Annotated in this window: 24 protein-coding genes; 18 read left to right on the top strand and 6 right to left on the bottom strand. The window is 41.0% G+C overall.

The window, feature by feature from the left end; all coding sequences use genetic code 11:
- Positions 1-15 precede the first annotated feature (15 nt).
- The 16 genes from ADH27_RS05040 (at position 16) to ADH27_RS04965 (ending at position 17,349) form a co-directional block, all read left to right on the top strand.
- A complete protein-coding gene (locus ADH27_RS05040; RefSeq protein WP_048716217.1) occupies positions 16-1,365 on the top strand; it encodes a DUF262 domain-containing protein in 1,350 nt (449 codons plus the stop codon).
- Entirely contained in the window at positions 1,337-3,202 is a 1,866-nt protein-coding gene (locus tag ADH27_RS05035; RefSeq protein ID WP_342622108.1) for a DUF262 domain-containing protein, read from the top strand. The genes ADH27_RS05040 and ADH27_RS05035 overlap by 29 nt, the downstream gene beginning before the upstream one ends.
- 108 nt (positions 3,203-3,310) lie before the next feature.
- Positions 3,311-3,622, top strand: coding sequence for a hypothetical protein (locus tag ADH27_RS05030; RefSeq protein WP_048716213.1), 312 nt, complete (start codon positions 3,311-3,313; stop codon positions 3,620-3,622).
- Positions 3,623-3,833: 211 nt separating this feature from the next.
- The gene (locus ADH27_RS05025) at positions 3,834-4,721 is read left to right on the top strand and encodes a DUF4300 family protein (protein ID WP_048716211.1); all 888 of its coding nucleotides are present in this window, start codon (positions 3,834-3,836) and stop codon (positions 4,719-4,721) included.
- Between the two features lie 3 nt (positions 4,722-4,724).
- Positions 4,725-5,138 carry a hypothetical protein gene (locus tag ADH27_RS05020; RefSeq protein ID WP_048716209.1) on the top strand — a complete coding sequence of 138 codons (414 nt, stop codon included), beginning with the start codon at positions 4,725-4,727 and terminating at the stop codon, positions 5,136-5,138.
- Between the two features lie 66 nt (positions 5,139-5,204).
- Positions 5,205-6,056 carry a CbrC family protein gene (locus ADH27_RS05015; RefSeq protein WP_048716207.1) on the top strand — a complete coding sequence of 284 codons (852 nt, stop codon included), beginning with the start codon at positions 5,205-5,207 and terminating at the stop codon, positions 6,054-6,056.
- 61 nt (positions 6,057-6,117) lie between these two features.
- Positions 6,118-6,873, top strand: a complete 756-nt coding sequence (locus ADH27_RS05010; RefSeq protein WP_048716205.1) for a CPBP family intramembrane glutamic endopeptidase — start codon at positions 6,118-6,120, stop codon at positions 6,871-6,873.
- A complete protein-coding gene (locus tag ADH27_RS05005) occupies positions 6,870-7,619 on the top strand; it encodes a CPBP family intramembrane glutamic endopeptidase (protein ID WP_048716202.1) in 750 nt (249 codons plus the stop codon). The genes ADH27_RS05010 and ADH27_RS05005 overlap by 4 nt, the downstream gene beginning before the upstream one ends.
- Positions 7,620-7,768: 149 nt before the next feature.
- A complete protein-coding gene (locus ADH27_RS05000) occupies positions 7,769-9,205 on the top strand; it encodes a helix-turn-helix domain-containing protein (protein WP_048716200.1) in 1,437 nt (478 codons plus the stop codon).
- 313 nt (positions 9,206-9,518) lie between these two features.
- Positions 9,519-11,027: a glycerol kinase GlpK gene (gene glpK / locus ADH27_RS04995; protein WP_048716198.1), complete on the top strand. Its 1,509-nt coding sequence runs from the start codon at positions 9,519-9,521 to the stop codon at positions 11,025-11,027.
- 33 nt (positions 11,028-11,060) lie between these two features.
- The gene (gene glpO / locus ADH27_RS04990) at positions 11,061-12,887 is read left to right on the top strand and encodes a type 1 glycerol-3-phosphate oxidase (protein ID WP_048716197.1); all 1,827 of its coding nucleotides are present in this window, start codon (positions 11,061-11,063) and stop codon (positions 12,885-12,887) included.
- A 69-nt stretch (positions 12,888-12,956) separates the two neighbouring features.
- The gene (locus tag ADH27_RS04985; RefSeq protein ID WP_048716194.1) at positions 12,957-13,658 is read left to right on the top strand and encodes an MIP/aquaporin family protein; all 702 of its coding nucleotides are present in this window, start codon (positions 12,957-12,959) and stop codon (positions 13,656-13,658) included.
- A 666-nt stretch (positions 13,659-14,324) separates the two neighbouring features.
- Positions 14,325-15,089 carry a (S)-acetoin forming diacetyl reductase gene (locus ADH27_RS04980; RefSeq protein ID WP_023023545.1) on the top strand — a complete coding sequence of 255 codons (765 nt, stop codon included), beginning with the start codon at positions 14,325-14,327 and terminating at the stop codon, positions 15,087-15,089.
- Positions 15,090-15,265: 176 nt separating this feature from the next.
- On the top strand, positions 15,266-15,868 hold the full coding sequence (locus tag ADH27_RS04975; RefSeq protein WP_048716192.1) for a hypothetical protein: 603 nt from the start codon (positions 15,266-15,268) through the stop codon (positions 15,866-15,868).
- A gap of 109 nt (positions 15,869-15,977) precedes the next feature.
- Positions 15,978-16,613 (top strand): copper homeostasis protein CutC, encoded by a 636-nt coding sequence (locus ADH27_RS04970; protein WP_048716190.1) that lies wholly within the window; start codon positions 15,978-15,980, stop codon positions 16,611-16,613.
- 76 nt (positions 16,614-16,689) lie between these two features.
- Positions 16,690-17,349: an MmcQ/YjbR family DNA-binding protein gene (locus ADH27_RS04965; protein ID WP_048716189.1), complete on the top strand. Its 660-nt coding sequence runs from the start codon at positions 16,690-16,692 to the stop codon at positions 17,347-17,349.
- Positions 17,350-17,443: 94 nt separating this feature from the next.
- Here ADH27_RS04965 and ADH27_RS04960 read toward each other — a convergent pair whose 3' ends face one another.
- The 4 genes from ADH27_RS04960 to ADH27_RS04945 all read right to left on the bottom strand — a co-directional run bounded on the left by ADH27_RS04960 (position 17,444) and on the right by ADH27_RS04945 (position 20,982).
- The gene (locus tag ADH27_RS04960) at positions 17,444-18,106 is read right to left on the bottom strand and encodes a hypothetical protein (protein WP_048716187.1); all 663 of its coding nucleotides are present in this window, start codon (positions 18,104-18,106) and stop codon (positions 17,444-17,446) included.
- Between the two features lie 138 nt (positions 18,107-18,244).
- Positions 18,245-19,513, bottom strand: a complete 1,269-nt coding sequence (locus ADH27_RS04955; protein ID WP_048716185.1) for a PLP-dependent aminotransferase family protein — start codon at positions 19,511-19,513, stop codon at positions 18,245-18,247.
- A gap of 375 nt (positions 19,514-19,888) precedes the next feature.
- Positions 19,889-20,536, bottom strand: coding sequence for a PAQR family membrane homeostasis protein TrhA (gene trhA / locus ADH27_RS04950; RefSeq protein ID WP_048716182.1), 648 nt, complete (start codon positions 20,534-20,536; stop codon positions 19,889-19,891).
- A 2-nt stretch (positions 20,537-20,538) separates the two neighbouring features.
- Positions 20,539-20,982, bottom strand: a complete 444-nt coding sequence (locus ADH27_RS04945; protein ID WP_042361110.1) for a DUF1836 domain-containing protein — start codon at positions 20,980-20,982, stop codon at positions 20,539-20,541.
- 95 nt (positions 20,983-21,077) lie between these two features.
- On the opposite strand from ADH27_RS04945, the gene yaaA reads away from it, so the two are divergent.
- The gene (gene yaaA / locus ADH27_RS04940) at positions 21,078-21,806 is read left to right on the top strand and encodes a peroxide stress protein YaaA (RefSeq protein ID WP_048716179.1); all 729 of its coding nucleotides are present in this window, start codon (positions 21,078-21,080) and stop codon (positions 21,804-21,806) included.
- Between the two features lie 103 nt (positions 21,807-21,909).
- Here the strand turns inward: yaaA and ADH27_RS04935 are convergent, their stop codons facing one another.
- A complete protein-coding gene (locus ADH27_RS04935; protein WP_048716176.1) occupies positions 21,910-22,356 on the bottom strand; it encodes a MarR family winged helix-turn-helix transcriptional regulator in 447 nt (148 codons plus the stop codon).
- Positions 22,357-22,654: 298 nt separating this feature from the next.
- Here ADH27_RS04935 and ADH27_RS04930 point away from each other — a divergent pair, with 298 nt between their 5' ends.
- On the top strand, positions 22,655-23,833 hold the full coding sequence (locus tag ADH27_RS04930) for a pyridoxal phosphate-dependent aminotransferase (RefSeq protein WP_048716174.1): 1,179 nt from the start codon (positions 22,655-22,657) through the stop codon (positions 23,831-23,833).
- Positions 23,834-24,025: 192 nt separating this feature from the next.
- Here ADH27_RS04930 and ADH27_RS04925 read toward each other — a convergent pair whose 3' ends face one another.
- On the bottom strand, positions 24,026-25,078 hold the full coding sequence (locus ADH27_RS04925) for a hypothetical protein (RefSeq protein ID WP_048716172.1): 1,053 nt from the start codon (positions 25,076-25,078) through the stop codon (positions 24,026-24,028).
- Positions 25,079-25,318: the final 240 nt, after the last annotated feature.

Below are 25,318 nucleotides of genomic sequence, written 5' to 3'. Positions count from 1 at the left end.
TAGAGGAGTTGTTCAATGTCAAACTTGAATGAAAATTTGCGCATTGTCAGTGTTAGAGAAATGATGGCAGAAAGGTTAGCGATTCCTAATTATCAGAGACCGTATCGTTGGGGAACACAATCAGCACTTAGACTGATCACAGATACTTATGAGGCGTTTAAGAATAGAATTCCTGAATATCGAATGGGGTCTGTTGTACTCCATAGAGAAAACAGAAATGACGCATCTTCTAAACTTAATATTGTCGATGGCCAGCAGCGCTTAACAACTTTTTCTATTCTTTTATTTGTGGTGTATGAGATACTTCAAGAGACATCATATGCTAATCTTTCATCCTTGCTGAATGAGGAATATAATGAACTTTCTAGAGAAGCGATCGTGCATAATTTCCAAATCATCAAGCGTAAGCTAAGAGAGTTTGACGGACAAGAAGTTAAGAAGTATGCTGACTATCTTCTTGATAACTGTTCTTTGGTAAGGATTATCACGAATGATGAGCAGGAAGCTTTTCAATTTTTTGACTCCCAGAATTCTCGGGGGAAGGCTCTCTCTCCACATGATTTGTTGAAATCTTATCATTTGAGAGAAATGAATGATGAATCTGAAAATGATAAGATTGAGATTATACAAGCTTGGGAAAATAAAAATCAAAGCGTACTGGAGGATCTCTTTGCGGACAATCTCTTCCCCTTAGTGAGATGGTATAAGAACAAAAATGGCCTTCATTATTCTACTAAAGATATTCAAACATTTAAGGGAATTAAACCTTCGAATCCCCATCATTTTGCGACTTATGCTAAAGCCTCTCATCTTTATGTTGAACGTTTTAATGCTGACAAAGTGTATGAGCTAACAAATGGAATTCCTTTGAATCAATTCCAGTTAACCCAACCCTTGATTGCTGGAAAGAGATTCTTTTCATACACCTTGCATTATGCCAACCTCTATGGAGAGATTGTGAACTTGGTCGATAGTAGCTTTAATGAAGAAGAGGTCATAAAAAACGGAACTGGTGATCTCTATGTTTATAATCTCTTCATAAATATTTTGATGTTCTATGTCGACAAATTCAGTATGAAGGAATTGATACCTGCAAGATTGTCTTTTCTACATAGATGGGCTTATTCTCTAAGATTGACCATGAAAGCAGTCTATAGAGAATCGGTGAATAAGTACGCACAAGGACAATCGGATCGTATCAATAAAGGATTGAATCTCTTTGCCTTGATTTCTGAAATGCAGGATCCGATAGGGTTGGATACCATTGTGCTAGATTTTATTTCCAAGGAAGCTTTCCAGAATTCCAACTTGAATAAAAAACGTTATCAAAAACTCTATGATAAAGTATTTGGAGAGGAGGACTAGTCTAATGAGAAGTGAAAAGTATATTCAACCAGATGAATTGAATGTGGACAATATTTTTGAAAATGTCAACTATGTCATCCCAATTTACCAACGAAATTACGCATGGAGAAAAGATGAAATTGAGCAATTGCTAATGGATATTGATGATCTTGACGAAACTAATTCAAGTAAATATTACCTTGGCAGTTTAGTGGTCAATCAGGTCCAACCTCGAATTTATGAAGTAATCGATGGCCAACAACGCTTAACTACTTTGTTTTTGCTTCTTCGTTATCTGGATCATCCTTCGGTAGAAAGAAATCCTTTAAAATTTGAAGCTAGAGAAAAATCGAACATCACTCTAGGTGAGATCGAAACTGTAATGGATAGTAAAGAGCCTTCTCTTTATTCAGAAGAGTTAGTAGAAGGCTATGAAATAATTAAGAAATATTTCCAGAGCAAAAACGCTAATGATGATTATAAAAAACGGTTTAGAGATAAGTTTTCTACGGTAACAATCATCCGAACTCAGGTTCCTCAAAATATCGATTTGAATCACTATTTTGAGATCATGAATACTCGTGGAGAGCAATTGGAACTCCATGAAATTGTGAAAGCAAAGATTTTGGGTGCTATCAAGTCTGAAAATGGATTCAGCGAAGAGGACAAAAGAGATAAACTAATTGCAGCTACGATTTGGGATGCTTGTGCACAAATGGACAACTATCTTCAGATGGTTTTTCCGGTAAAAATACGTGAAAAACTATTTAGTGAAAATTGGGATATGCTGAGGGTGGCTGACTTCTCAGATCTTCGTGACATTTTTAATGCAGAAAATAACAGTGATGAGACTAAATTTACCTTAAAAACTATCTTGCAAGCGCCGGATCCTACTGTGTCTAATCAAAGTGATGATAGGGAAGAAGAAAATGAACGATTTGAGTCTATCATTAACTTTCCAAATTTTCTTTTGCAGGTCAATGAAGCCATGGAGATGACTGAGCCGGATCGTGATAGTGGATTAGATGATAAGCGATTCCTTGACTTATTAAAGGATAGATGGGCTAGTAAAGAAAAGGCCTTGGAGTTTATCTATGCTCTTTTGAAGTATCGGTATCTCTTTGATCGTTATATTATTAAAAGGGAATATATCGGTGAATACAAAGTCGAAGGGAAATGGTCTTTACAAAAGCTCGTCATGTATGAGGATAAAAAGGGGAGAAAACCATCTTATAAGTCTACTTTAGACTCAACGGATCAAGAAGAAGGAATGGATAATCAACAATTACGACTCCTAGAATCTTGCCTGCGCGTGACCTATACTTCCCCTAAGACCATGCACTGGATTGCTAGAGTCTTGACGAATGTGAATAAAGAGCAAGATGGTAAACTTCTTATCACTACCTTAGAAAAGTATTGCTGTCAAAAAATTGAAGCTTCAGATTATCAAAATCGAAGTGGGTTCAGTATCGATCGGATTGTCTTTACTTATTTGGATTATCTGTTGGCAAGGGATAGAGGATCTGAATTTAGCAATTTCCAATTCCAGTTCAGAAATTCTATCGAACACTTCTTCCCTCAGCACCCTATTAACGGCGATAATTCAGTGACTGTTGAAAATAGAGATCTGTTGGGGAATCTTGCTCTCATCACTGTTTCAGCCAATTCAAAGTTTTCGAATCGGTTTCCAATTGAGAAGGTTGAGCATTTTCCAAATATAATAGAGCAAAGTCCCAAATTGAAGGTGATGAGTGACCTGCTCAAGAAATATGATCGAAAATGGGATAATAATAGTGTCAAAGAGCACCATGCTAGCATGCTCAGTCTATTAAAAACGGAGATAGAAAAGCACAATTAGGTATTGTTTGCCCTTGCTCTGTTTTTCAGTTTCTTTAGTTGTACTTTCCTCTACATAGGTGTATAATGTGTCCTTAGGTAAAGAACTTAGTAGAATAAGGAGATTCAGATGGAATTAAAAGATTTTACAGAAAAAGAACAAGAACAAATCAACCAAGGTTTGAGTACAGCTGAGATTTCTGATAAAGAAGCAGCTAAGAAATTGCTTGCTCTTGTACCGCAAGAATGGATCAAGCTTATTCCTTTCTTTGTTAGAGGGCATGCGACAACAAAGACCATCGAACGCGTCGCCATGCGCTATCCTGAACTCTATGCCGTGGCCAAACGCCAAGGAGACCTTCCTGAAAAAGAACGGGAGGAATTGCGTGTCATCATGACGGAAGTCTTTGAAGAAAAGATGAACAAACACAAGATTAAATAAGATTCATTATTCATTGAAGAGCTGGATAGTCTGCAAGCTCTTTTTTTGCTACTTATAAAGTTTCCTTAATTCGTGAAAAATAGTTGGAGCTAAGTCAGTTTTAAACTATAATATAGGATAAGGAGATTCGATAGGAAGAAGAAATGAATGATGTTACAAAACACGATTCAATGTTACAAAACATCTTAGTATATAGAAAAGGAACCAGTTTATGAAACCATTTAAAAAATTCATGCTCCTTACTAGCTGTGCTTTGGCGATCTTTGCTTTAGCGGCTTGTGGGACCAATCAAAAGCAATCCAAGGAAAAGCAGGAGAGCTCTACTGTTCAGCAGTCCATTTCAGACAAGGAGCACTACAAGGGAACTTACAGCAACCTTAATAGCAAGGAAAGCGTCGAAGAAGTGCGGGCTCTCTTGTCTGCTTATTTGGATCAGGAAAGTGTAGACAAGTTTCTGGGTCTAGTAACGGACTATGATAGCATTGTCGGCTCGGTCGGTTTGACGGGTAACTTCAGCACCTTCAAGAAAACAGACTACAATGTTGAGAAGATCAGTGACTTGTGGACCAAGCAGAAGGGCGATTTCGTTGGAACTAACTGCCGGATCAATAGCTATACTCTTCTGAAGAATCGCATCGAGATTCCTAAGATGAAAGCGGATAGTGAACTTTTATTCGTGGACAATGATGCCATTGACAAAGGAAAAGTCTTCGATGAGGCAGACAAGGAAGCCTTTAACATTCTGTATTCACGGGTTCCGACAGAGGCGACAACGGATGTCAAGGTCCATGCCAAGAAGATGGAAGAGTATTTTTCTCATTTCAAGTTCAATGAAAATGCGCGCATGCTTTCCGTTATTGTTCATGATAACCTAGATGGCAATACCCTTTTTGTCGGTCACGTCGGTGTCTTGGTTCCTGCCAAGGACGGCTATCTCTTTGTTGAAAAGCTAACCTTTGAAGAGCCCTATCAAGCGATCAAGTTTGCGACTAAGGAAGATGTCTACAAATACTTGGAGACCAAATACCAAGACTACACAGGCGAAGGTCTGGCTAAGCCCTTTATCATGGATAATGAAAAATGGGTTGAGATGAAGTAGAGGATGAAGGACAGCGTGTTAGAATTTAGAAAGATAATGGACTATGCTCCGATTCTATATGTGCTAATTTTCTTGCTCTTTTTCACTGTTCTCCTTTTCCTGAGAAGAAGGGCAATCGTGAAACGTAGTGGTGGTCCCTTCTTTGCACCCTTCCATATTAACCGTGGCATTTTCTACATTCATTTGCTTTTGTGTTTCAGTCGGCGAATGCTTCCACTGAAAGAGATCAAGCAAATCACGTATGCAATTTTTCGTGGACGATCTGGTGGTGGGAGTCGCTATGCTTTCTATATCGAACTTAGAACTGGTAAGACTATTCCCTTCTTTTTTGGAAAAAGCAAGCGCAATGAAGAGCTAGTTGAGAAACTCAAGCGAAATGCTGGCAGGTATGGGTTTAAAGTACATGATCCAGGTTAGAATACAATCATCTCTAGAAATAGAATCTACGATTTGATTCCTTAAAAATTGAAAGTGAATAGTCCTATGAACGATTCGATGAAAGAATATATCCATCTTAAAAAGCAGTTACAAGAACAAGAGAAGGATTCATCCAGCGTGCTGGCTCTCTATGAATTTGCGGATCGGCTAGCTTTACTGGAAACTTTAGAAGCTAAGCAGGTCTTGGTGGATGTTTACCAAGAGTTGGGCTTGTATGCTAGTGCCTTTGCTCTCTTCTCAGAGATAGTAGACAAGTCTGATCGCAAGCAAGTTAAGAAATTCTTTATCTTAGAAAAGATGAGTCTGAGCCATGGCGATCGCTTTGCGCTCCCGCGTCCCTTGACTGAAAAAGAAAAAGAGGCTCATAAGGAGAAGGTTAGAGACTTGCCAACCTTCCGTTATCATCCGGACCCACTAGCGACGGGTGCCTTTAAGGAAGGGGAGCCCAAGACCTGTCCTTCATGTGGGGAAGACCACACCATCTATTATGCGTTGAGACCCTATTGTGTGGAGGAGCTAAGCCATCTCTGTCCGACTTGTATCTCTACTGGTCGTGCTGCCCAAAAGTTTGAAGCAGAGTTTATCCAAGATGCTGATTGGCAAGGGGTCATGGATAAGGAAAAAGACCAGATCCTATTCTGTCAAACTCCTGGCTATAGCAGCTGGCAGGGCGAATATTGGCTCTCCTGTTGCCAAGACTACTGTGCCTATATGGGGACAGTTGGCACTCGTGAACTGGAAGAGATAGGCATTGCAGAGCAAGTTTTGGAAGAATATGAGGCGCGTGATGAATTTCAGGATGTGGCTGAATACTTAGTCAAGGATGGTTCTATGTGTGGCTATCTCTTTCGTTGTCTCCATTGTGAACAATACCATCTTTGGGTTGATGCGGATTAGGGCGATGCTCCAAATCTAATAGAATCATGAACTAGATGAAAGAATAGAAAAGGAATCACGAATGAGTAGAAAGCAAGCCCTATCTATGTATTTGTTAGGAACCTTTGGTCAAGTATTAGGAGTCAGCCTTCTGGTTTGGTTTTTAAGAGTAGGAGGAGTCAAGGTTGATTTTACATCACCAATGGGGAGCATTGCTGTTACTGTAGGTGGGTTGTCATCAGCTTTGTGGGGCAGTATTGCAAGCATTAGTTACCATCAATCTAGTTTTAAACAACTTCTCAAAGATTTTTTTCAAGTCAAAGACAGTTTAGCAAATTATTGTTTGGTGCTTGTTTTCTTGCTACTCGACTTTTTCCCCTTTATCTTAGGTGGTAAGATTACCACTCAATCGTTGGTCTTGCCAGTGGTGCTCTTTTTCAAGGCCCTTCTTTTTGGTGGGATTGAAGAAATTGGCTGGCGTTATTTCTTTCAACCAACTTTGGAGGAAAGAATACCTTATCTTTCAGCTACTTTGATCACCTCTTTAGCCTGGTCTAGCTGGCATCTTTTTTACTTTTACATTGATGGTTCTTTAGCTGTCATTCAGTTGCTTCCGTTTCTAGTAGGGCTATTCATCAACTGCTTTATCTTATCGGCCTTGTATCATAAAACGCAAAATTTATGGATCTGTGTCATGACTCATGCCTGTATTAATTCCTTGTCTCAGATTCTAGTGAATGAAGATATAAGGCTGTCTATAGCTAGTAAATTTCTTATTATTAGTTTAGCAATCATGATTGCCAGAAAGAAGTATGTAACTCTAAAGGAGGAAACATGAGCAAATTTATTTCAAAACAATCAGTCGCTATCTGGTATCCACTGACTGCCCTCTTTGCTACATATATAGTAGGGCAAGTTATCCTATGGTGTTTCCCAGATGGAAGTAGTATGGGAGGCTCTTTGCTTTTTATCCTGATGAATTTGATTCCCATGATAACGGCTCTTTGCTTTTCCATCGTATTAGGTGAAAGTAAATCCCTGGGAGAATTTTTCAAAAAGGTCTTTCTTCAAAAAGAAAGTAACCTGTCCTGGATGCTAGCTTTCTTCAACCCCATCATTTATTATGGGATCTCCATCCTGCTCATGAATGTTCGCTTTACTGGGAACTCTCTCTTGGCCTTCTTCCTCTATTTCCCTTGGACATTTTTATATGGATGTCTGGAAGAAGTAGGTTGGCGTTGGTTCTTACAAGATCATCTTTCCTTTAGCAAGCACTTTATAACTAAAATGATGGTTCTTTCCCTTGTCTGGTCCCTCTGGCACATCCCTATCTATCAACTTCCTTGGATTACAGCAGGTTCGTCCAACTATCTCATCTTTTACCTGATGATTTTAGGGAATACCTTCCTATTTGGAGCTCTCAAGGAGTACTCGAAAGGAGCTGTTCCTTGTATCCTCTCTCATATGTTGATTGATAGTCTAGCTGTTCTCATGCTGGTTCAGAGTTCTCTTCCTCAGATTATCCTTCTAGTTATTATTGAAATCCTAGTATCCTCTTGGTTAGTGGCTATACGAAAATCATAAAAAAGCCTTCAATCTCTCATCCAATTTCGGTGGGAGGTTTTATTATTTAGTGATGGGCAATATATAGAAGGGACTGGTAAGCATTATATTTCGACTTTCATAAGTTTTGTGTTATGCTAAAACTAATATCATGGAAGGGTTTTCTGAAAATGCATTTAGCTGATTTAATGGAAAAAAGTGAGGGTGGGCAGTTTTTAATCCTGTCCCATCTGCAACAGCATTCTCCAAGCAGTCTGTCAGAAGTGATGGCGGAGACGGATTTTTCCAAAGCAACCTTGAACAAATATCTTACACTGATCAATGACAAGGCCAAAGAGAATCAGCTGGCCCTTTCCATTGAACTAGAAGATGAAAATCTTCGCCTTCTTGTGGGTTCGGATACCAAGGGGCGTGACATTCGACGGGCTTTTTTGGACAATTCGATCAAGTACCAACTATTGATTTATTTGCTTTATCAGGGTCAGTTTCAAGCCCAGCAACTGGCTCAGGAACTCTTGATTAGTGAAGCCACACTAGGGCGTCATATTTCTGGCTTGAATAAATTATTAACTGAGTTCTCTATTTCAATTCAAAATGGGCGCCTCAAGGGACCTGAACATAAGATTCGTTATTTTTATTTTGGCTTGCTACGAAAGGTTTGGGCTAGTGCAGACTGGAAACAAGAACTTGCTAAGAAAGAAAGACAAACCGAAATTGAAACCTTAGAAGAGCTCTGTGGTGCCCAGTTGTCTCAAGGCCAACGCTTGGATTTTGTTCTCTGGTCCCACATTACCCAGCAACGACTTAAGATCAATGCCTGTCAGTTTCAAGAAATTGAACAGAAGATGAAGGGCTATACGGACAACATTTTTTACCAACGCTTATTTCGTCGGGTAAACCAGCTCTTTTCTGGGAAACACATCGCTCTTAGCCATGAAGATGGAGAGATGTTAGTCCTCTTTGCTTTCCTTGTCACCCATCGGATCCTTCCGCTTCATACTATGGAGTACATCTTAGGCTTTGGGGGAGAGATTGGTAATTTGACAACGCAACTCATTCAAGAGATGAAAACGCAGAAGTTATTAGGGGATTATATCGAAGGCCCTGTGACCTATGAATTGAGTCAAATTTGTGGACAGGTCTATCTTTTTACCGGCTACCTTCTTCAAGACAAGTATAAGTACCAACTTGAAACCCACAATCCTTATGTCTTTAGTAGTCATGATTATAGAGAAGTAGCAGACACTATCTTCAGCAAACTTCCAATCTTTTGCCAAGGGACAGCTCTGGATAAAAAAATCAAGTGGGAGTGGCTCCAGTTAATGGATTATATCGCAGAAAATAGTGGGAGACAAATTAAGATCGGCTTAGACTTAACAGTGGGTTATTTAGGCTATACACGGATGATAGAAGTCCTCAAGCGCTACTTAGAGTATAATCGTTTTATTACCATTGAAGCCTATGATCCAGCTTCAGATTACGATTTGATTGTGACCAATAATCCGATTAGCCTTACCCAGCGGATTCCTGTCTATTATTTAAAATATGATTTAGATATGATCGATCTAGCCAATATTCGCCAGATGATCTACCAAGAAGAAGGTTAATAAAGCTATTCAATGCTTGATGAAACTTTTACGATATTATTTAGCTGAATTAGAAGTAATAAAAAATTTGAGGTTAGGCAGAACAGATTCTAAACGAATTGTTCTGCCTAGCTTTTTTATTAGATTTTTCTAAAAATTTCATTTTTTGTAAGTCTTAGAAATCCTTATGAAACAAGGGTTCTGAATCCATCTACTCAATTTTTTTAAAATTCTTAAAAAAATTGATGATCATGAAAGCGGTTTATTTTGTATACTAGACAATGTAAGGAGTACGTCTCCTAAAGAATATTTCTTTTTCCCAGGAGGACAGTTCATGTCACAAGAAAAATACATTATGGCCATTGACCAAGGAACAACAAGTTCAAGAGCCATCATTTTCAATAAAAAAGGAGAAAAAGTAAGCTCAAGTCAAAAAGAGTTCACGCAAATTTTCCCTCAAGCTGGTTGGGTTGAACACAATCCAAATGAAGTCTGGAATTCTGTTCAGTCTGTTATCGCTGGTGCCTTTATCGAGAGTGGCATCAAACCAGGACAAATCGAAGCTATCGGAATTACCAACCAACGGGAAACAACCGTTGTTTGGGATAAGAATACTGGACTTCCAATCTACAATGCCATTGTCTGGCAGTCTCGCCAAACAGCTCCTTTAGCTGAACAACTTAAGAGCCAAGGGTATGTCGAAAAATTCCACCAAAAAACAGGTTTGGTCATTGATGCCTACTTCTCAGCAACCAAGATTCGCTGGATCTTGGACCATGTAGAAGGAGCACAAGAACGTGCTGAAAAAGGAGAATTGCTCTTTGGAACCATCGATACTTGGTTGGTTTGGAAGTTGACAGACGGAGCTTCTCACGTAACAGACTATTCAAACGCTGCTCGTACCATGCTCTACAATATCAAAGACCTAAAATGGGACGATGAGATTTTGGAAATCCTCAATATTCCTAAGGCTATGCTTCCAGAAGTGCGTTCAAACTCTGAAATCTATGGGAAAACAGCTCCTTTCCATTTCTACGGTGGAGAAGTTCCTATCTCAGGTATGGCGGGTGACCAACAAGCAGCCCTCTTTGGACAGTTGGCCTTTGAACCAGGTATGGTCAAAAATACTTACGGTACTGGATCTTTCATCATCATGAATACAGGTGAAGAGATGCAGTTATCTGAAAATAACTTGTTAACTACCATTGGATATGGAATTAACGGGAAAGTATACTATGCCTTAGAAGGATCTATCTTTATCGCAGGTAGTGCCATCCAATGGCTTCGCGATGGTCTTCGTATGGTGGAAAACTCACCTGAATCTGAACGATATGCGCGTGATTCTCACAACAACGATGAAGTCTATGTGGTACCAGCCTTCACAGGTCTAGGAGCACCATACTGGAATCAAAATGCTCGTGGTTCCGTCTTTGGCTTGACACGTGGAACAACCAAAGAAGACTTTATCAAGGCGACTCTTCAATCCATCGCTTATCAAGTACGGGATATCATTGATACCATGCAAGTTGATTCTAAGACGGCTATTCAAGTCCTTAAAGTGGACGGTGGAGCAGCTATGAATAACTTCTTGATGCAGTTCCAAGCAGATATCCTCGGTATTGATATCGCTCGTGCCAAAAACTTGGAAACAACAGCTTTGGGGGCAGCCTTCCTTGCTGGTCTGTCAGTCGGCTACTGGAAAGACCTAGATGAATTGAAAGAACTCAATGCAACTGGTGAACTCTTCGAGCCTTCTATGAACGAATCTCGTAAAGAACAACTCTACAAGGGATGGAAGAAAGCTGTTAAAGCTACCCAACTCTTTGCAGAAGTTGAAGACTAGTCAAGACTTCAGTAGGATAGAAAGTGAAGAATTATGGAATTTTCAAAAAAAACTCGTGAATTATCGATTAAGAAAATGCAAGAACGCACCCTGGATCTTTTGATTATCGGGGGTGGGATCACAGGTGCTGGGGTAGCCTTGCAAGCAGCGGCCAGTGGTCTTGAAACAGGTTTGATTGAAATGCAGGACTTTGCGGAAGGGACATCAAGCCGTTCAACAAAATTGGTCCACGGAGGACTTCGTTACCTCAAACAATTTGACGTAGAAGTGGTATCAGATACGGTATCAGAACGTGCAGTAGTGCAACAAATTGCTCCTCATATTCCAAAACCAGACCCAATGCTCTTACCAGTCTATGATGAAGATGGGGCAACTTTTAGCCTCTTCCGTCTCAAGGTAGCCATGGACCTCTATGACCTCTTGGCAGGTGTCAGCAATACACCAGCAGCCAACAAGGTCTTGACCAAAGAAGAAGTGTTGGCTCGTGAGCCTGAGTTGAAACAAGAAGGTCTAGTCGGTGGTGGGGTCTACCTAGACTTCCGTAACAACGATGCTCGTTTGGTGATTGAAAATATCAAACGTGCCAACCAAGATGGGGCCCTCATTGCCAACCACGTAAAAGCAGAAGGATTCCTCTTTGATGAATATGGTAAGATTACAGGTGTAGTGGCGCGTGATCTCTTGACTGATGAAGTCTTTGAAATCAAGGCTCGTTTGGTGATTAATACAACTGGACCTTGGAGCGATAAGGTGCGTAACCTCTCAAACGATGGAGAGCAGCATTCACAAATGCGTCCAACCAAGGGTGTTCACTTGGTCGTAGATTCTAGCAAGATTAAGGTTTCTCAACCAGTCTACTTCGATACTGGTCTTGGAGACGGTCGGATGGTCTTCGTCTTGCCACGTGAAAACAAAACTTACTTCGGAACGACTGACACGGACTACACTGGTGACTTAGAGCATCCAACAGTAACTCAAGAAGATGTCGACTACTTGTTAGGAATCGTGAATAACCGCTTCCCAGAAGCTCACATCACCATCGATGATATCGAAAGTAGCTGGGCTGGTCTTCGTCCGTTGATCTCAGGAAACAGTGCTTCTGACTACAATGGTGGAAACAACGGCACTATCAGTGATGAGAGCTTTAATACTTTGATTGCAACAGTTGAAGGGTATCTTTCTAAAGAAAAATCGCGTGAAGATGTTGAATCAGCAATCAGCCACTTGGAAGGAAGCACTTCTGAAAAACACTTGGATCCATCTGCTGTCTCTCGTGGATCAAGCCTCGATCGCGATGACAATGGTCTTTTGACCCTTGCTGGTGGGAAGATTACAGACTACCGCAAGATGGCCGAAGGAGCTATGGAGCGTGTCTTGAACATTTTAAAGGTAGAGTTCGACCGCCAGTTCAAATTAATCAACTCTAAGACCTATCCAGTATCAGGTGGAGAAATTAACCCAACGAACGTGGATTCTGAAATCGAAGCCTTTGCTCAACTTGGCGTGTCTCGTGGCTTGGACAGTAAAGAAGCTCACTACCTAGCTAACCTATACGGTTCCAATGCACCTAAGGTCTTCGCCCTTGCTCATAGCGTGGAACAAGCACCTGGATTGAGCCTAGCAGATACCTTATCACTTCACTATGCAATGCGCAATGAATTGGCACTTAGCCCAGTTGACTTCCTTCTTCGTCGGACGAACCACATGCTCTTCATGCGCGATAGCTTAGATGCGATAATCGAACCTGTTTTGGATGAAATGGGACGCTTCTATGAATGGTCAGAAGAAGAAAAAGTTGGCTTCCGCCAAGACTTGCAAGTCGCTTTGGAAAACAATGACTTGGCAGCATTAAAAAATTAAGAAAAACAAAAAGGGGTTGGAAAGGAGAATATCTGACCGGCCCCTCTTTATAATGGAGAAATAAATCATATGAAAGAATTATTTGGTGAATTTTTAGGGACCTTAATCCTGATTCTTTTGGGAAATGGGGTTGTAGCAGGAGTGGTTCTTCCAAAAACAAAAAGCCACAACTCAGGTTGGATCGTCATTACCCTTGGTTGGGGGATTGCAGTTGCAGTGGCAGCCTTTATCTCTGGCAAGTTAAGTCCGGCACATTTGAATCCAGCGGTGACAATTGGGGTTGCTCTTAATGGTGGACTAGCTTGGGCATCTGTGATTCCTTATATCATCGCTCAATTCGCTGGAGCCATGGTTGGGCAAGTCCTTGTCTGGTTACAGTTCAAACCGCATTACCTAGCAGAAGAAAATCCTGGAAATATCCTTGCAACCTTCAGTACAGGTCCAGCTATCAAAGACACTACTTCCAATCTAATCAGTGAAATCCTTGGAACCTTTGTCTTGCTTCTGACTATCTTTGCACTTGGTCTTTATGACCTTCAAGCAGGACTCGGTACTTTTGCCGTTGGTACCTTGATTGTAGGGATTGGTTTGTCTCTCGGTGGAACTACAGGCTACGCTCTCAACCCAGCTCGTGACCTAGGACCTCGTATCATGCACAGCCTCCTTCCTATTCCTAACAAAGGAGATGGTGACTGGGGTTACGCTTGGATCCCAGTAGTTGGTCCAATCATCGGTGCAGTACTTGCAGTAGCAGTCTTTAAAATGTTTTAAAAAATGAAAGAGGCTAGGACAAAAGTCCTAGCCTCTCAATTGTCTTTGGATTGTCGAGCAAGACGCAGTGGTTGAGTGGGCTCTACTTGGATGATTTCATCAGCTTTTATAGCCCTACTCAACTGTGCGGAGGTGGGACAACGAAATCGAATTCTAACGAATGACCGATTTCTGTCCCACTCTCTTTTAAATTACTGTATTAGCTAAAGAGAGCTTTGTACGTTCTAACTTAAAACAATCTATAAGAAATGTAAAACGCAATAAAGAAAATAATGATCGCAATAATGTATTGAACTGGTTTAGGTAGGTTATTCAATTTATCCATGAATTCTTTCATTGTTTGACCTCCTTATTGTTTGATTTTCTAAAAATTAGTGTAGCATGAAATAAGCCGCAAAACAATGGGCAATAGGAGTGTTTTTGTAAAGATAAGAAACCCTTTTCAAAATTATTTATATCAGTTAATCTATTACTAAATAAAGATAAGATAGATTGTAAAATACTTTAGAAAATAACAGGCCAGAGTTTGACACTTTTTCACAAAGGAGTATACTGTTAGCATAGTTTTGGAAGGAACTTATGATAGATTCACCCAAAACTGACTGTCAACCTTTGCTGTTCTTCTATGAACGTTTGCTGGTATCGGGGATACCAAGGAGGAATCATATGTCTAAAGTAGCTATTGTCACAGGCGCAGGTCAAGGGATCGGTTTTGCGATTGCAAAACGATTGGTACAAGATGGCTTCAAGGTCGGTGTCTTGGACTACAATGCTGAAACAGCAGAAAAAGCAGTAGCTGAGTTATCTGCAGAGAATGCTTTTGCGGTTGTTGCGGATGTCTCTAAACAAGCTGAAGTGGCTGCAGCTTTCCAAAAGGTTGTAGATCATTTCGGAGACTTGAATGTTGTTGTAAACAACGCTGGTGTTGCACCAACTACACCACTTGATACGATTACCGAAGAACAATTTGAACGCACTTTTGCCATCAACGTTGGTGGTGTCATCTGGGGTGCTCAAGCTGCACAAGCTCAATTCAAAGCGCTTGGCCATGGCGGAAAAATCATCAATGCAACTTCACAAGCAGGTGTTGTTGGTAACCCTAACTTGACTGTCTATGGTGGTACTAAATTTGCAGTTCGTGGTATCACTCAAACTTTGGCTCGTGACTTGGCGGATTCAGGAATCACTGTCAACGCGTATGCACCTGGTATCGTTAAGACTCCAATGATGTATGATATCGCTCATGAAGTTGGTAAGAACGCTGGTAAAGATGATGAATGGGGTATGCAAACTTTCGCTAAAGATATTACCCTCAAACGTTTGTCAGAACCTGAAGATGTAGCTGCAGCGGTTAGCTTCCTTGCTGGTCCTGATTCAAACTACATTACAGGACAAACCATCATCGTGGATGGTGGGATGCAATTCCATTAAGATCAAGCAAGAGGTTGGGACTCTGTCCAGCCTCTTTTCTTATTTAGATCATATTCCTCCGAGTCGCTTTTTTTGAAAAATTAGGGTAGAATAGAAAACATATTTTGAAAAAGAATAGATCAATAGTGATAGAGGTGAATTCTCTTCTATCCATCAAAACGAAAAGAGGTGACCATATGTGGAAATGGATCAAACGACTCATCGGACTGACCTTCCTCCTAGTGATTGTCTTAGCAGTTTTCTTGATTCCGGCAAAAGTTTCGACTCAAGAGCAATTTAAAAATGTAACAGTGAATACTTCGCTGGTAGATCTGGCTCAAGAAGGCTTCTCTACAGCAGACGTGACTGCTTCTGGCCTGCAAACAGAGCTTCAACTGAATTCTCCTCAATTGCGCCAAGTTATTAAATCCATGGCAGGGGAAATGACAGATGAAACTCTCCTCAATACAGCAGTTGCTATGAATGGAGACTATATCAATGTTCAGGTTCCGATTGAACTGGGACCGGTGGAAACCATGGTGAGCATGGACTTTTCAGCTAGTGTGACGGATCAACAACTGACCTTGAACCTAGAACGGGCCCGTCTTGGACATCTGCCGATTCCACGTAGCTTGGTTGCTTCAAAGATTGCTGAAATAGTTAACCAAGAGGGCACAGGAGCTACTATGACAGGGAATCAAATCCAATTGACCATGCCGACAAGTGGCTACCAAATCCATTCTGCGAAGGTCGAAAAAGGGAACATGGTATTACAAATTATCGTTCCAATTTCCTATTAAGCATCAACCATTGGTTTCTGATGAGGCCGATGGTTTTTCTAATTGACAAAGCATTGAAAAAAGAGTAAGGTAGAACAAGAAAACGATTTCAAATAAAGGGAGATTTAGGATGCCGTTATATGAATTTTGTGCAGAAAACATAACTCTTTTAGAAAAAGCTTTTCAAGCAGGAGCGCGACGAGTAGAACTATGTGATAACTTAGCGGTAGGAGGTACGACTCCTAGCTATGCTGTGATCAAAGAGGCTGTAAAGCTTGCTAAGGAGTATCAGGCCAAGGTTATCGTCATGATTCGTCCACGAGGTGGAGATTTTGTATACTCCGAGCAAGAGCTAGAAATTATGTTAGAAGACTGGAAAGTTGCCCGTGATTTGGGTGTTGATGGCTTGGCGGTAGGTGTCTTGACTGTTGACAATCAGCTGGATAAAGACGCCATGCTTCGTTTTATCCAAGCTAGCCAAGGGTTTGAATTGACCATGCATATGGCATTTGACCAGATTCCTCTAGAAGATCAAGCATCGACAATCGAGTGGATGAAGAAGGAGGGTGTGACCCGACTATTAACAAGAGCCGGCAGTCCAGAAACAGACTTAGAACAACGGTTGAAACGCTACGAAGAGTATGCTAAGTTAGCGGATGGCCAGGTAGAAATCTTGGCAGGTGGTGGTATCTCTTTGGAGAATCGACAGCTTTTCCTTGACGTTCCAGGATTGGATCAGGTCCATGGAACTCGTGTTGTCTTTTAAATACATACGAGTTGAGGAAGAAATCTCAGCTCTTTTTTCTTGTTTTTTGGTATACTGGAGAAGAAGGAGTAGACCAGTGTTTTTACCGGATTATTTTGAGAAATATAGCATAGATAAAGAAAAAGCCCTGGCTTATGGGTTTTCAGAGCAGGGAGAGACCTATCACTATGAGCAACTAATCCTCGATAGAGACTTCAAGCTTTATGTGACTGTCCAAGGTAAGGAAGTGGATTTTTGGTTAGTGGATCAAGAGACAGGTGACGACTATATGCAGCTCCATATGGACCAAATGGTGGGTCAATATGTGGGGCAAGTCAGAGAAGCCTGTCAGCAGGCCTTAGAAGATCTAAGAAGGTCCTGTTTTGCTGTCAAAGATTTTATGTATCCACAGACCAAGCGCTTGGTGGATTGGATCAGCCAGCAGTATGATCGTCCCCTCGAATATCTCTGGGACCGCTCACCGGACTCGGGTGTCTTTCGTCATCAAAAAGATCTCAAATGGTTTGGCGTTCTCATGAAGATTGACTGGTCCAAGCTTGATGCGAAACAAGAAGGGAAGATTGAGGTCTTAAATCTTAAACTGGACCAGGTCAGCCAACTCTTAGAAGAACCTCCTTTCTATCCGGCCTACCATATGAACAAGAAATACTGGATTAGCATTCCCTTGGATGAACGAGTAGAGGATAATCATCTTTTCGAGCTTGTGGCCAAGAGTTGGACCTTGACCAAGAAGTAAGGGTTAACCCAATTGATTTGTGAAAGTGAATAATACATAAAAAAAGAATGTTAAGGGGTCAACATTCTTTTTTTTATTAGAGAAGTTCCTGTCCTTATTGCTCTTTGGTCAATGAGAAGTGGAAATCTCTGTAATTGCTATAGTCAAACTCTGTATTGATATCTGTTGTGAAGGCTATCGGAGTATAATGACCTTCCTCAAGGATAAATCCTGGTTTGAAGCGGAAATTTGCTACTCCTAATCCAGTAATACCAGGAAGTAGTGCATCTGCGCCATTAAGACCTTCTGACTCCCAGTAATAGACATTACCAGATGCTTGAATAGCTCTTGCAGTATAGGTAGCTGTGCGGGTTGGTTCACTATCATTTTTAAAGCTAACGACAGTTGTAATATCTCCATTAGCTTCAATAGTCATTTTGATGCTATCCGCCTGAGGGCTAGATCCTACCCAAGTGCCGACAAGTCCTGCAGGAACAACTGCTTGATCAGTTGAAGATGTATCTTCTGCCTTGTTCGGTTCAGTTGAAGCTGGCGAGTTACTTGCCTGACTTGAAGGAGTAGTATTTTCTTTTGCTTGAGAAGAAGAAGATGTAGCTTTTTTATTCAAGCTAGCTTTTGGTTTTTTCTCAACTTTCGAGCTAGAAGCTTTTTCGGATGAGGAAGTTGTTTTATCTTTTGAGCCACACCCTCCCAAAGCAAGTCCAAGTGATGCAGCCACAAGAGAGGCTGCAGTCCAACGAATCAAAGATCGTTTCATAATATCACCTCTTTATCTTTCTGACTTAGATTATACTCCTATTGTTACAGGTGTCAAGTAATTTTTGTAATAAATGTAATTTTTTTGTAACATAGTTTTATATATAAAATAACTCAAGAATAGAAGGATGGGATTGAATCATAGATAAGAGACAATTTGGGGTAAAACCTCTTCCAGTTTGTCCTGATTGATACGGGCAAAGGCATAGGGACAGTTTTGAATATAGGCAGATTCGAAGAAGTGGAGAGGGAGACCGCTATGTTTCAGACGAGCAACCGAAGGGACCTGTCTTAAATCTAGTAAGACTCCTCCAATGACCGGCCATACGGGGACGGACAGGGAATGTTGCTGGAGTAGAGAAGCAGTTTGCTCTTTTTGGATGACTTGCTGTTGGTGTAGGAGGCCTTTGTTTTTTGCAAACATGCCATTGTCAATATAGAGGCTCAAGGCCTTCTGCATGACCAAGTTACTTTCGTAGTCGAGTGTACCCTTGAGTTTTAAGACAGGGGAAAGGAGTGCTTGGGGCAGGACCATAGAAGTGATGCGGAGGGCAGAAAAGAGGCTGGTAGAAAAAGACTTGATGTAGATAACCCGGTCGGATGCATCCAGATAATGAAAGCTAGGAGAAAAATGTGGATCATAATCTCCCAAGTAATCGTCCTCGACAATATAGACATCATAGAGGTCTGCTAAGGCCAATATCTGTTCCTTCTCTTGTTTGCTATAACTATGTCCCAGCGGGTAATGGTAGCGGGGAATGGTATAGAAAAATTTGATCTTGCCACTTTTGAAGATGGCTTCCAGTTGGTCAAAGTCAATTCCTTGAGGCAAGCGATTGATGCTTTGGTAAGGCAAGTCTTGCTCATGAATTAACTTATTGATACGGTAGTAGGTTGGTTGCTCTACTAGGATTTCTTCTTTTTGGTTTGGGAAGGCGACCTGACTTAAAAGGTAGAGGGCTTGCTGGGTTCCTGAGGTGATAACGATTTGTTGCTCCTGGGTGTATATGGCATCTTCTCGAAGGAGAGAGGCAATAGATTGACGGAGATCGACTAGACCTTCCTGCTTTTCATAGTAGTTGAAGAGGTAATTATCACGACCGACAAGGGTTTCGTTGATACAAGTCCGAAAGTCTTCAAAGGCCTGGAATCGATCTTCCTTGAGGCGAAGAGGTAGGTCTGTGTGCTTTCCAGTTTCTTCCTCCAGGACATAATAGCCGCTTTGGGGCTTGGCATAGATGTAGTTCTTGTAGCTGAGCTCGAGAAGGGCCCGTTGGACGGTGTCTTTGCTACAGGCATACTGACTGGCTAGTTGGCGAACAGAAGGCAGGCGGTCTCCAGTTTTTAGGATCCCCTGGTCAATCTGGTTTTTCAATGTTGTAAAAATCTTTTGGTATTTGGTTGTCATAACTGTCCCCGTACAATTTTTCTTTATTGTAGTCAATTGGGGTTAAAATTGCAAGTAAAGAATATGAAAAGAGACCCCCATTTTGAGAGTCCCTGATTGATGATAAAGTTATCTTAGAAACTTTCCTTAGGTGAGTACGGACGTCAGCGAACTTCGAAGAAGTTCCATGACTTAGTTTTGGATCTATGGTTCCAAAACTCCCGAGTGCTAGAAACAATCGTGTTTCTAGCACTTTTCTCACAGCGGAAAGTTTCACTAACTATTTAAATGAAGTTACTATTCATTCATTTTAACTTTTTCAGCATTACTTGATATGTATTAATAAAAAATGTAGGTCAACATTCTTAGACTCCCATCTTTTGGAGTCTAAGATTCTTACATGACATAAACAATCGCGATATATTGGAGGGCAGAAGCGGCTAAGATGAAGAGGTGCCAAATCATATGGAAATAAGGTTTCTTTTTGGCGTAAAATCCAGCTCCAACTGTATAACACAGGCCACCCATCAGCATCAAGCCCCAGAAGGTTGGACTTGTCTGGCTGATGATCTGAGGGATAATGAAAATCACCAACCATCCCATAATCAAATAGAGGGTCAAGCTGAATTTTTCATTTACCTTCTTAGCAAAAATCTTATAAAGAATTCCGAAGATAGTCGTCCCCCATTGAATCAGGATAATGGCATAGCCGAACCAGTTGTTCATGAGAGAAAGGACGACGGGTGTGTAGCTACCTGCAATGGCAATATAAATCATGGAGTGATCGATGATCCGTAGGACATACTTCTGAGGTGAGTCATAGGCCATGGCATGGTAGATGGTCGATGAGAGAAACATGAGAAAGAGACTGATGACAAAAATCGAAGTCCCGACAGCTGCTAGAGTTCCATGTGTTTCATAACTATAAATAGCAGAAGTTGGAAGGAGAAAGAGCATCAAAACAGCCCCGACTGCATGGGTGACGCTATTAGCGATTTCTTCCCCAAAGGATAATCGTTTACTTAATTTACTAGCATAATTCACTTTTATTTTTCCTCCTCAGAATGAACATGGATATAGGATAGGGTTTCTTGGTAGAGTAGCACGGTACGACAGGCAGAGCCGATAATAGGTGCTAAAGGTTCTTTCTCTTCATGAAGAAAGTCCACAAAACTATTGTAGAGGTCTGCGGAGTTGGCTTGACTCTGCAAGAGGTTCAAGGTAGCCGCGATCTCTTGAATCGAAAAAACCGTCTTTAAGGTCGTAATAGCAATGAGACGGGCAACCTGCTGTCGCTTGTATTTCTTCTTATCTGGTTTTGGCAGATAGCCGTGTTTAACGTAATTATTAACCATGGAAGCTGTCAAGCCCTTGTCTGTTTCTGAGATAAAAGGCGCACAAACCTTATTGACATAGAGGAGGACTTGGTCCAAATAAAGATCAATATCAGGAATTTCTTCCCACTTGGGATAACTGTAGTTGAATAAAATAGTTATTACCTCTTTGTTATCTAGTTTTAATAACTAGATGATAACATGATGCTGATTTTATGTCAAGCGAAAATGAAATATGGTACAATAAATCTATGAAAATATTAATTCCAACAGCAAAAGAAATGAATCTGGATACCCCAGAAAAAACGGATCATCCTGTATCAAATGAGACACAAGCGGTCATCGATGCCTTAGCTGCATTATCTCTAGAAGAGTTAGCTTCACTTTATAAGATTTCTGAAGAACGAGCAAGTGAAGAAGAGCAACGGATTCAAGCGCTCAAGTCGGGTACAGCTAAGACCTATCCAGCTTTGAATCTCTTCGACGGTCTCATGTACCGGAATATCCGCCGTACGGACTGGACGGAAGCAGAAGCGGCTTATGTGCAAGACCATCTCTTGATCACCTCAGCTCTTTATGGGGTGATTCCGGCCCTTACTCCGATTGCTCCCCATCGTTTGGACTTTCTCATGAAGCTTAAGGTCCAGGGGAAATCCTTAAAGACTTTTTGGAAGGCTAGCTATGATCAAGCTCTTCAGGAGGAAGATCTAATTATTTCTTTGCTTTCCAGTGAGTTTGAAACCGTCTTTTCTAAGGAGATTCAAGATCGGATGGTGACCTTTAAATTTCTAGAAAAGAAAAATGGTCAGTTGAAGGTGCATTCGACCATTTCTAAGAAAGCGCGGGGGGCTTTTGTGACAGCCTTACTAGAGAAGCAGATCACGAAGGTCGAAGAGATGAAGCAGTTAAGCTTTAATGGATTTACTTACCAAGCTGATTTATCAACTGAAAAACAATTAGTCTTTGTGAAATATGAGTAAAATAGAAGGTACTAGTCAACAGCGACTAGTACATTTTGTTCTTGAGAATAAAAAAAACGTGTTCATAGTTAGCCATGAACACGACTGATTGAATGATTAGAATTTAGTGGGAGCTCTTTAGTTTTTTCAGAAGAGTTTGCAGTTGTTTTTGCTCTTCTTCGCTAAAGACACTCATAACTTTTTGAACATTTCGTATATGATCAGGAAGAACTTCGATAATTTTTTTACGGCCCTTTTCTGTCAAAGAAACAATGCAGGCACGACGGTCGTCTGGATCTGTTTCGCGTTTGATCCATCCATCACGCACCATATTTCGAATCACGACGGTCATATTTCCAGAGGTCGCTAAAATACTGTCAATCAGGTTCTGAATCCGCAGATCCCCCTTACTGTACAAGGTTTCCAAAACGGAAAACTGAGTAGGAGTCAACTGATGGTCCTTAAAAACATGGGATTCAGCTGCACGAAAAGTCCGTTCCGCCTTGTGAAAGATAATCATAGTTTTTAATTCTGTTTGGGCTTCTTCAAATAGTTTTTCTAAATTCTTCATACTATTATTTTATCAATAAATAGTATTAGACGCTATTAAGCCTTAATATCAAATACATTACAGTCGGGTGACAAGATAATAGAATTATCAACACAAGAAATTTGACTGTTAACTTTAATTTCAAATTATTTACTTGTCCAATAGTAAGAAGGAGTAAAGTTTCTGGGTAATCCTTAGTAAAATCTTGCTCCAAGTCAGATAGATGGTGTATAATATAGGTATTGTAGCCAGCTTCTGGTAGAATCTTTGTCTAAATTTGTTCGTCTGTAGCTGGTCCCAAATAGAAAGTAGGTAAGGTATGAAAATTTCTGATCGTGTATTAAAGATGGAAGAAAGTGTCACCCTAGCAAGTGATGCCAAAGCAAAAAAACTAAAGGCAGAAGGAAAAGATATCCTCTTTCTAACCTTGGGGCAGCCTGATTTTCACACTCCTGAGAATATTCAAGATGCTGCAGTTCAAGCTATTCGGGATGGGCGGGCTTCTTTTTATACGGTTGCTTCTGGTTTACCTGCATTAAAGGCTGCCGTCAATACCTATTTTGAACGATACTATGGATATTCCGTTTCACCAAATCAAGTCACCTTTGCGACTGGAGCGAAGTTTTCGCTTTATACCTTCTTTATGGCTGTGGTTAATCCCGGCGATGAGGTCATCATTCCAACACCATACTGGGTCAGCTATGGAGACCAAGTCTTGATGGCAGAAGGGGTTCCCGTCTATGTTAAAGGACACCAAGCCAATGATTTTAAGGTATCCGTTGAGCAATTGGAAGAAGCTCGTACAGAAAAGACCAAGGTCTTGGTCTTAAACTCTCCTTCTAATCCGACGGGGATGATTTATAGCAAGGACGAACTCCTAGCCATTGGAAATTGGGCTGTCGAACATGACATTATTATCTTAGCGGATGATATCTATGGTCGCCTAGTCTATAACGGCAATGAGTTTGTTCCAATTTCAAGCTTATCCGAAGCCATCCGCAAACAAACGGTTGTCATTAACGGTGTTTCAAAAGCCTATGCTATGACAGGTTGGCGGGTTGGTTATGCGGTGGGTGATCCAGAAATCATCGCAGCTATGAGTAAACTGACTGGTCAAACAACTTCCAACCTGACGGCCGTATCGCAGTATGCTACGATTGAAGCACTCACTGGTCCACAAGACTCGGTAGAGGTGATGCGTCAAGCCTTTGAGGAGCGTTTGAACACCATTTATCCTCTTTTGTGCGAGGTTCCAGGTTTTGATGTCATCAAGCCGCAGGGAGCTTTCTATCTCTTCCCAAATGTCAAAAAAGCCATGGAGATGAAAGGCTATACGGATGTGACAGAGTTTGCAACTGCCATTCTGGAAGAAGTGGGTGTTGCCCTTATTACAGGTGCTGGATTTGGAGCACCGGGAAATGTCCGTCTTAGCTATGCAACTGACTTGGAAACGTTGAAAGAAGCTGTTCGCCGCTTGCACCAGTTTATGGAAAATTAAAAAAAAAGAGTGGGACAGAAATCGGTAATTCGTTAGAATTCGATTTCGTCGTCCCACCTCCGCACAGTTGAGTAGGGCTGTAAAAGCTGATGAAATTAGCGTAGTAGAGCCCACTCAACCACTACGTCTTGCTCAACAATCCAAAAATAATTGAGAGGCTAGGACTTTTGTCTCAGCCTCTTTTCTATGGCATTATAAGTAATCGACTGAAAGAATAGTATTCGCCTTTTTCACAGGGACACGGGTCTTAGCCCCATTGTTTCCTTTTGGGAGGCGGAATTTTTTCACTTCTGGAGTAGATGGTTTTGCTGGAGCCTTCTTGCTAACAGGTACGCGTGTTTTGGCTCCATTATTTCCTTTTGGAAGACGAAGTTTCTGAACAGGTTTTTCTGGAGTAGAAGGAGTCACCGGTTTCTCAACAAGAGGGCTTGTCACTTCTTTATAGAAATAGGTTACAGTAACTAGGTTAGAAACATGGAGTTTATGAGAGGTCAATTCTCCTTTGTCAGCAGATTGGAAGGTATAAGTTTTTCCATTAGCTTGGATCTGAGCGGGTGCTGTTGGGAGACCAGCTTCATAAGCCAAATCAAGGCTCCGCTCGACGCTGTTTTCTTGGGAAGGCGCGATTTCTTGTCCATTTTCATCCACAAAACGAGCTCGTTTAATAACGTCTGGATTCAAATCGATATCGTCATAGAGATGAATGACTTCAATGACGGGTGCGGTGGCAGTCCCTTTTTCAGGAGCGCTCTTGTAGTGGAAGCCATCTTTAATATCAAGTTCAGAATATCTCACTCGATACCATGTTTTTCCTTTTTCGTCTGTAACGGTTGCAGGCCCATTTCCAGAAACGTCAAATTCGGTAAAAGCACGTGCCTCAACTGTCTTGTAGACGACATCTGTTGAAGATGCAACTGGAGAATAGTCTGGTTTAAGAGTCCGACGACGATGGATAACACGAATTTCAGAGATTCGTGGATCTACTGGTGTTTCAGCAGGAGCTGGGGTTGATTCCTCAACTGTTGGGGTTACTGTTTCTTCACTAGGAAGTGGAGCTGTTACTTCGTTTGTAACTGTAGCAACTGAACTATCTGAAGTTACTGAAATAGGAGCAAGCCTATCTTGTCGTTCAGTGATAGGAGAAGTGACAGGTGTTGTCTGCTCATCCGCAAATGTGGTTGTCGCGAGACTGAGGGATAAAACAGCTGCACACAATCCCGTAGTGAGTTGAATTTTCTTTTTCATATTTTCCTCCTTATACATACTGTTAGTATAACTTGTAAGCTTTTGACTTGTCAAAAACGACTGCTAGAAAGACCTAAAAGGATAGGATTTTCCTTTGAAAAATCAAAATATAGGATAAAATATTTAAATCGGTTCAAGAATTTGAAAAAGTTGATTGACTTTTCTTTAAAAAATCAGTTTTCGCTAAAAAAAGGTGGATTTTAGAAGGTGAGAGATAGCTATCAAGTCCTATTTGTGGTA

It is taken from the genome of Streptococcus sp. 343_SSPC, from assembly GCF_001072385.1.
Lineage (GTDB): Bacteria > Bacillota > Bacilli > Lactobacillales > Streptococcaceae > Streptococcus.
Note: the sequence above shows the minus strand (reverse complement) of the source record. Positions and strands in the feature narration are given on the sequence as shown.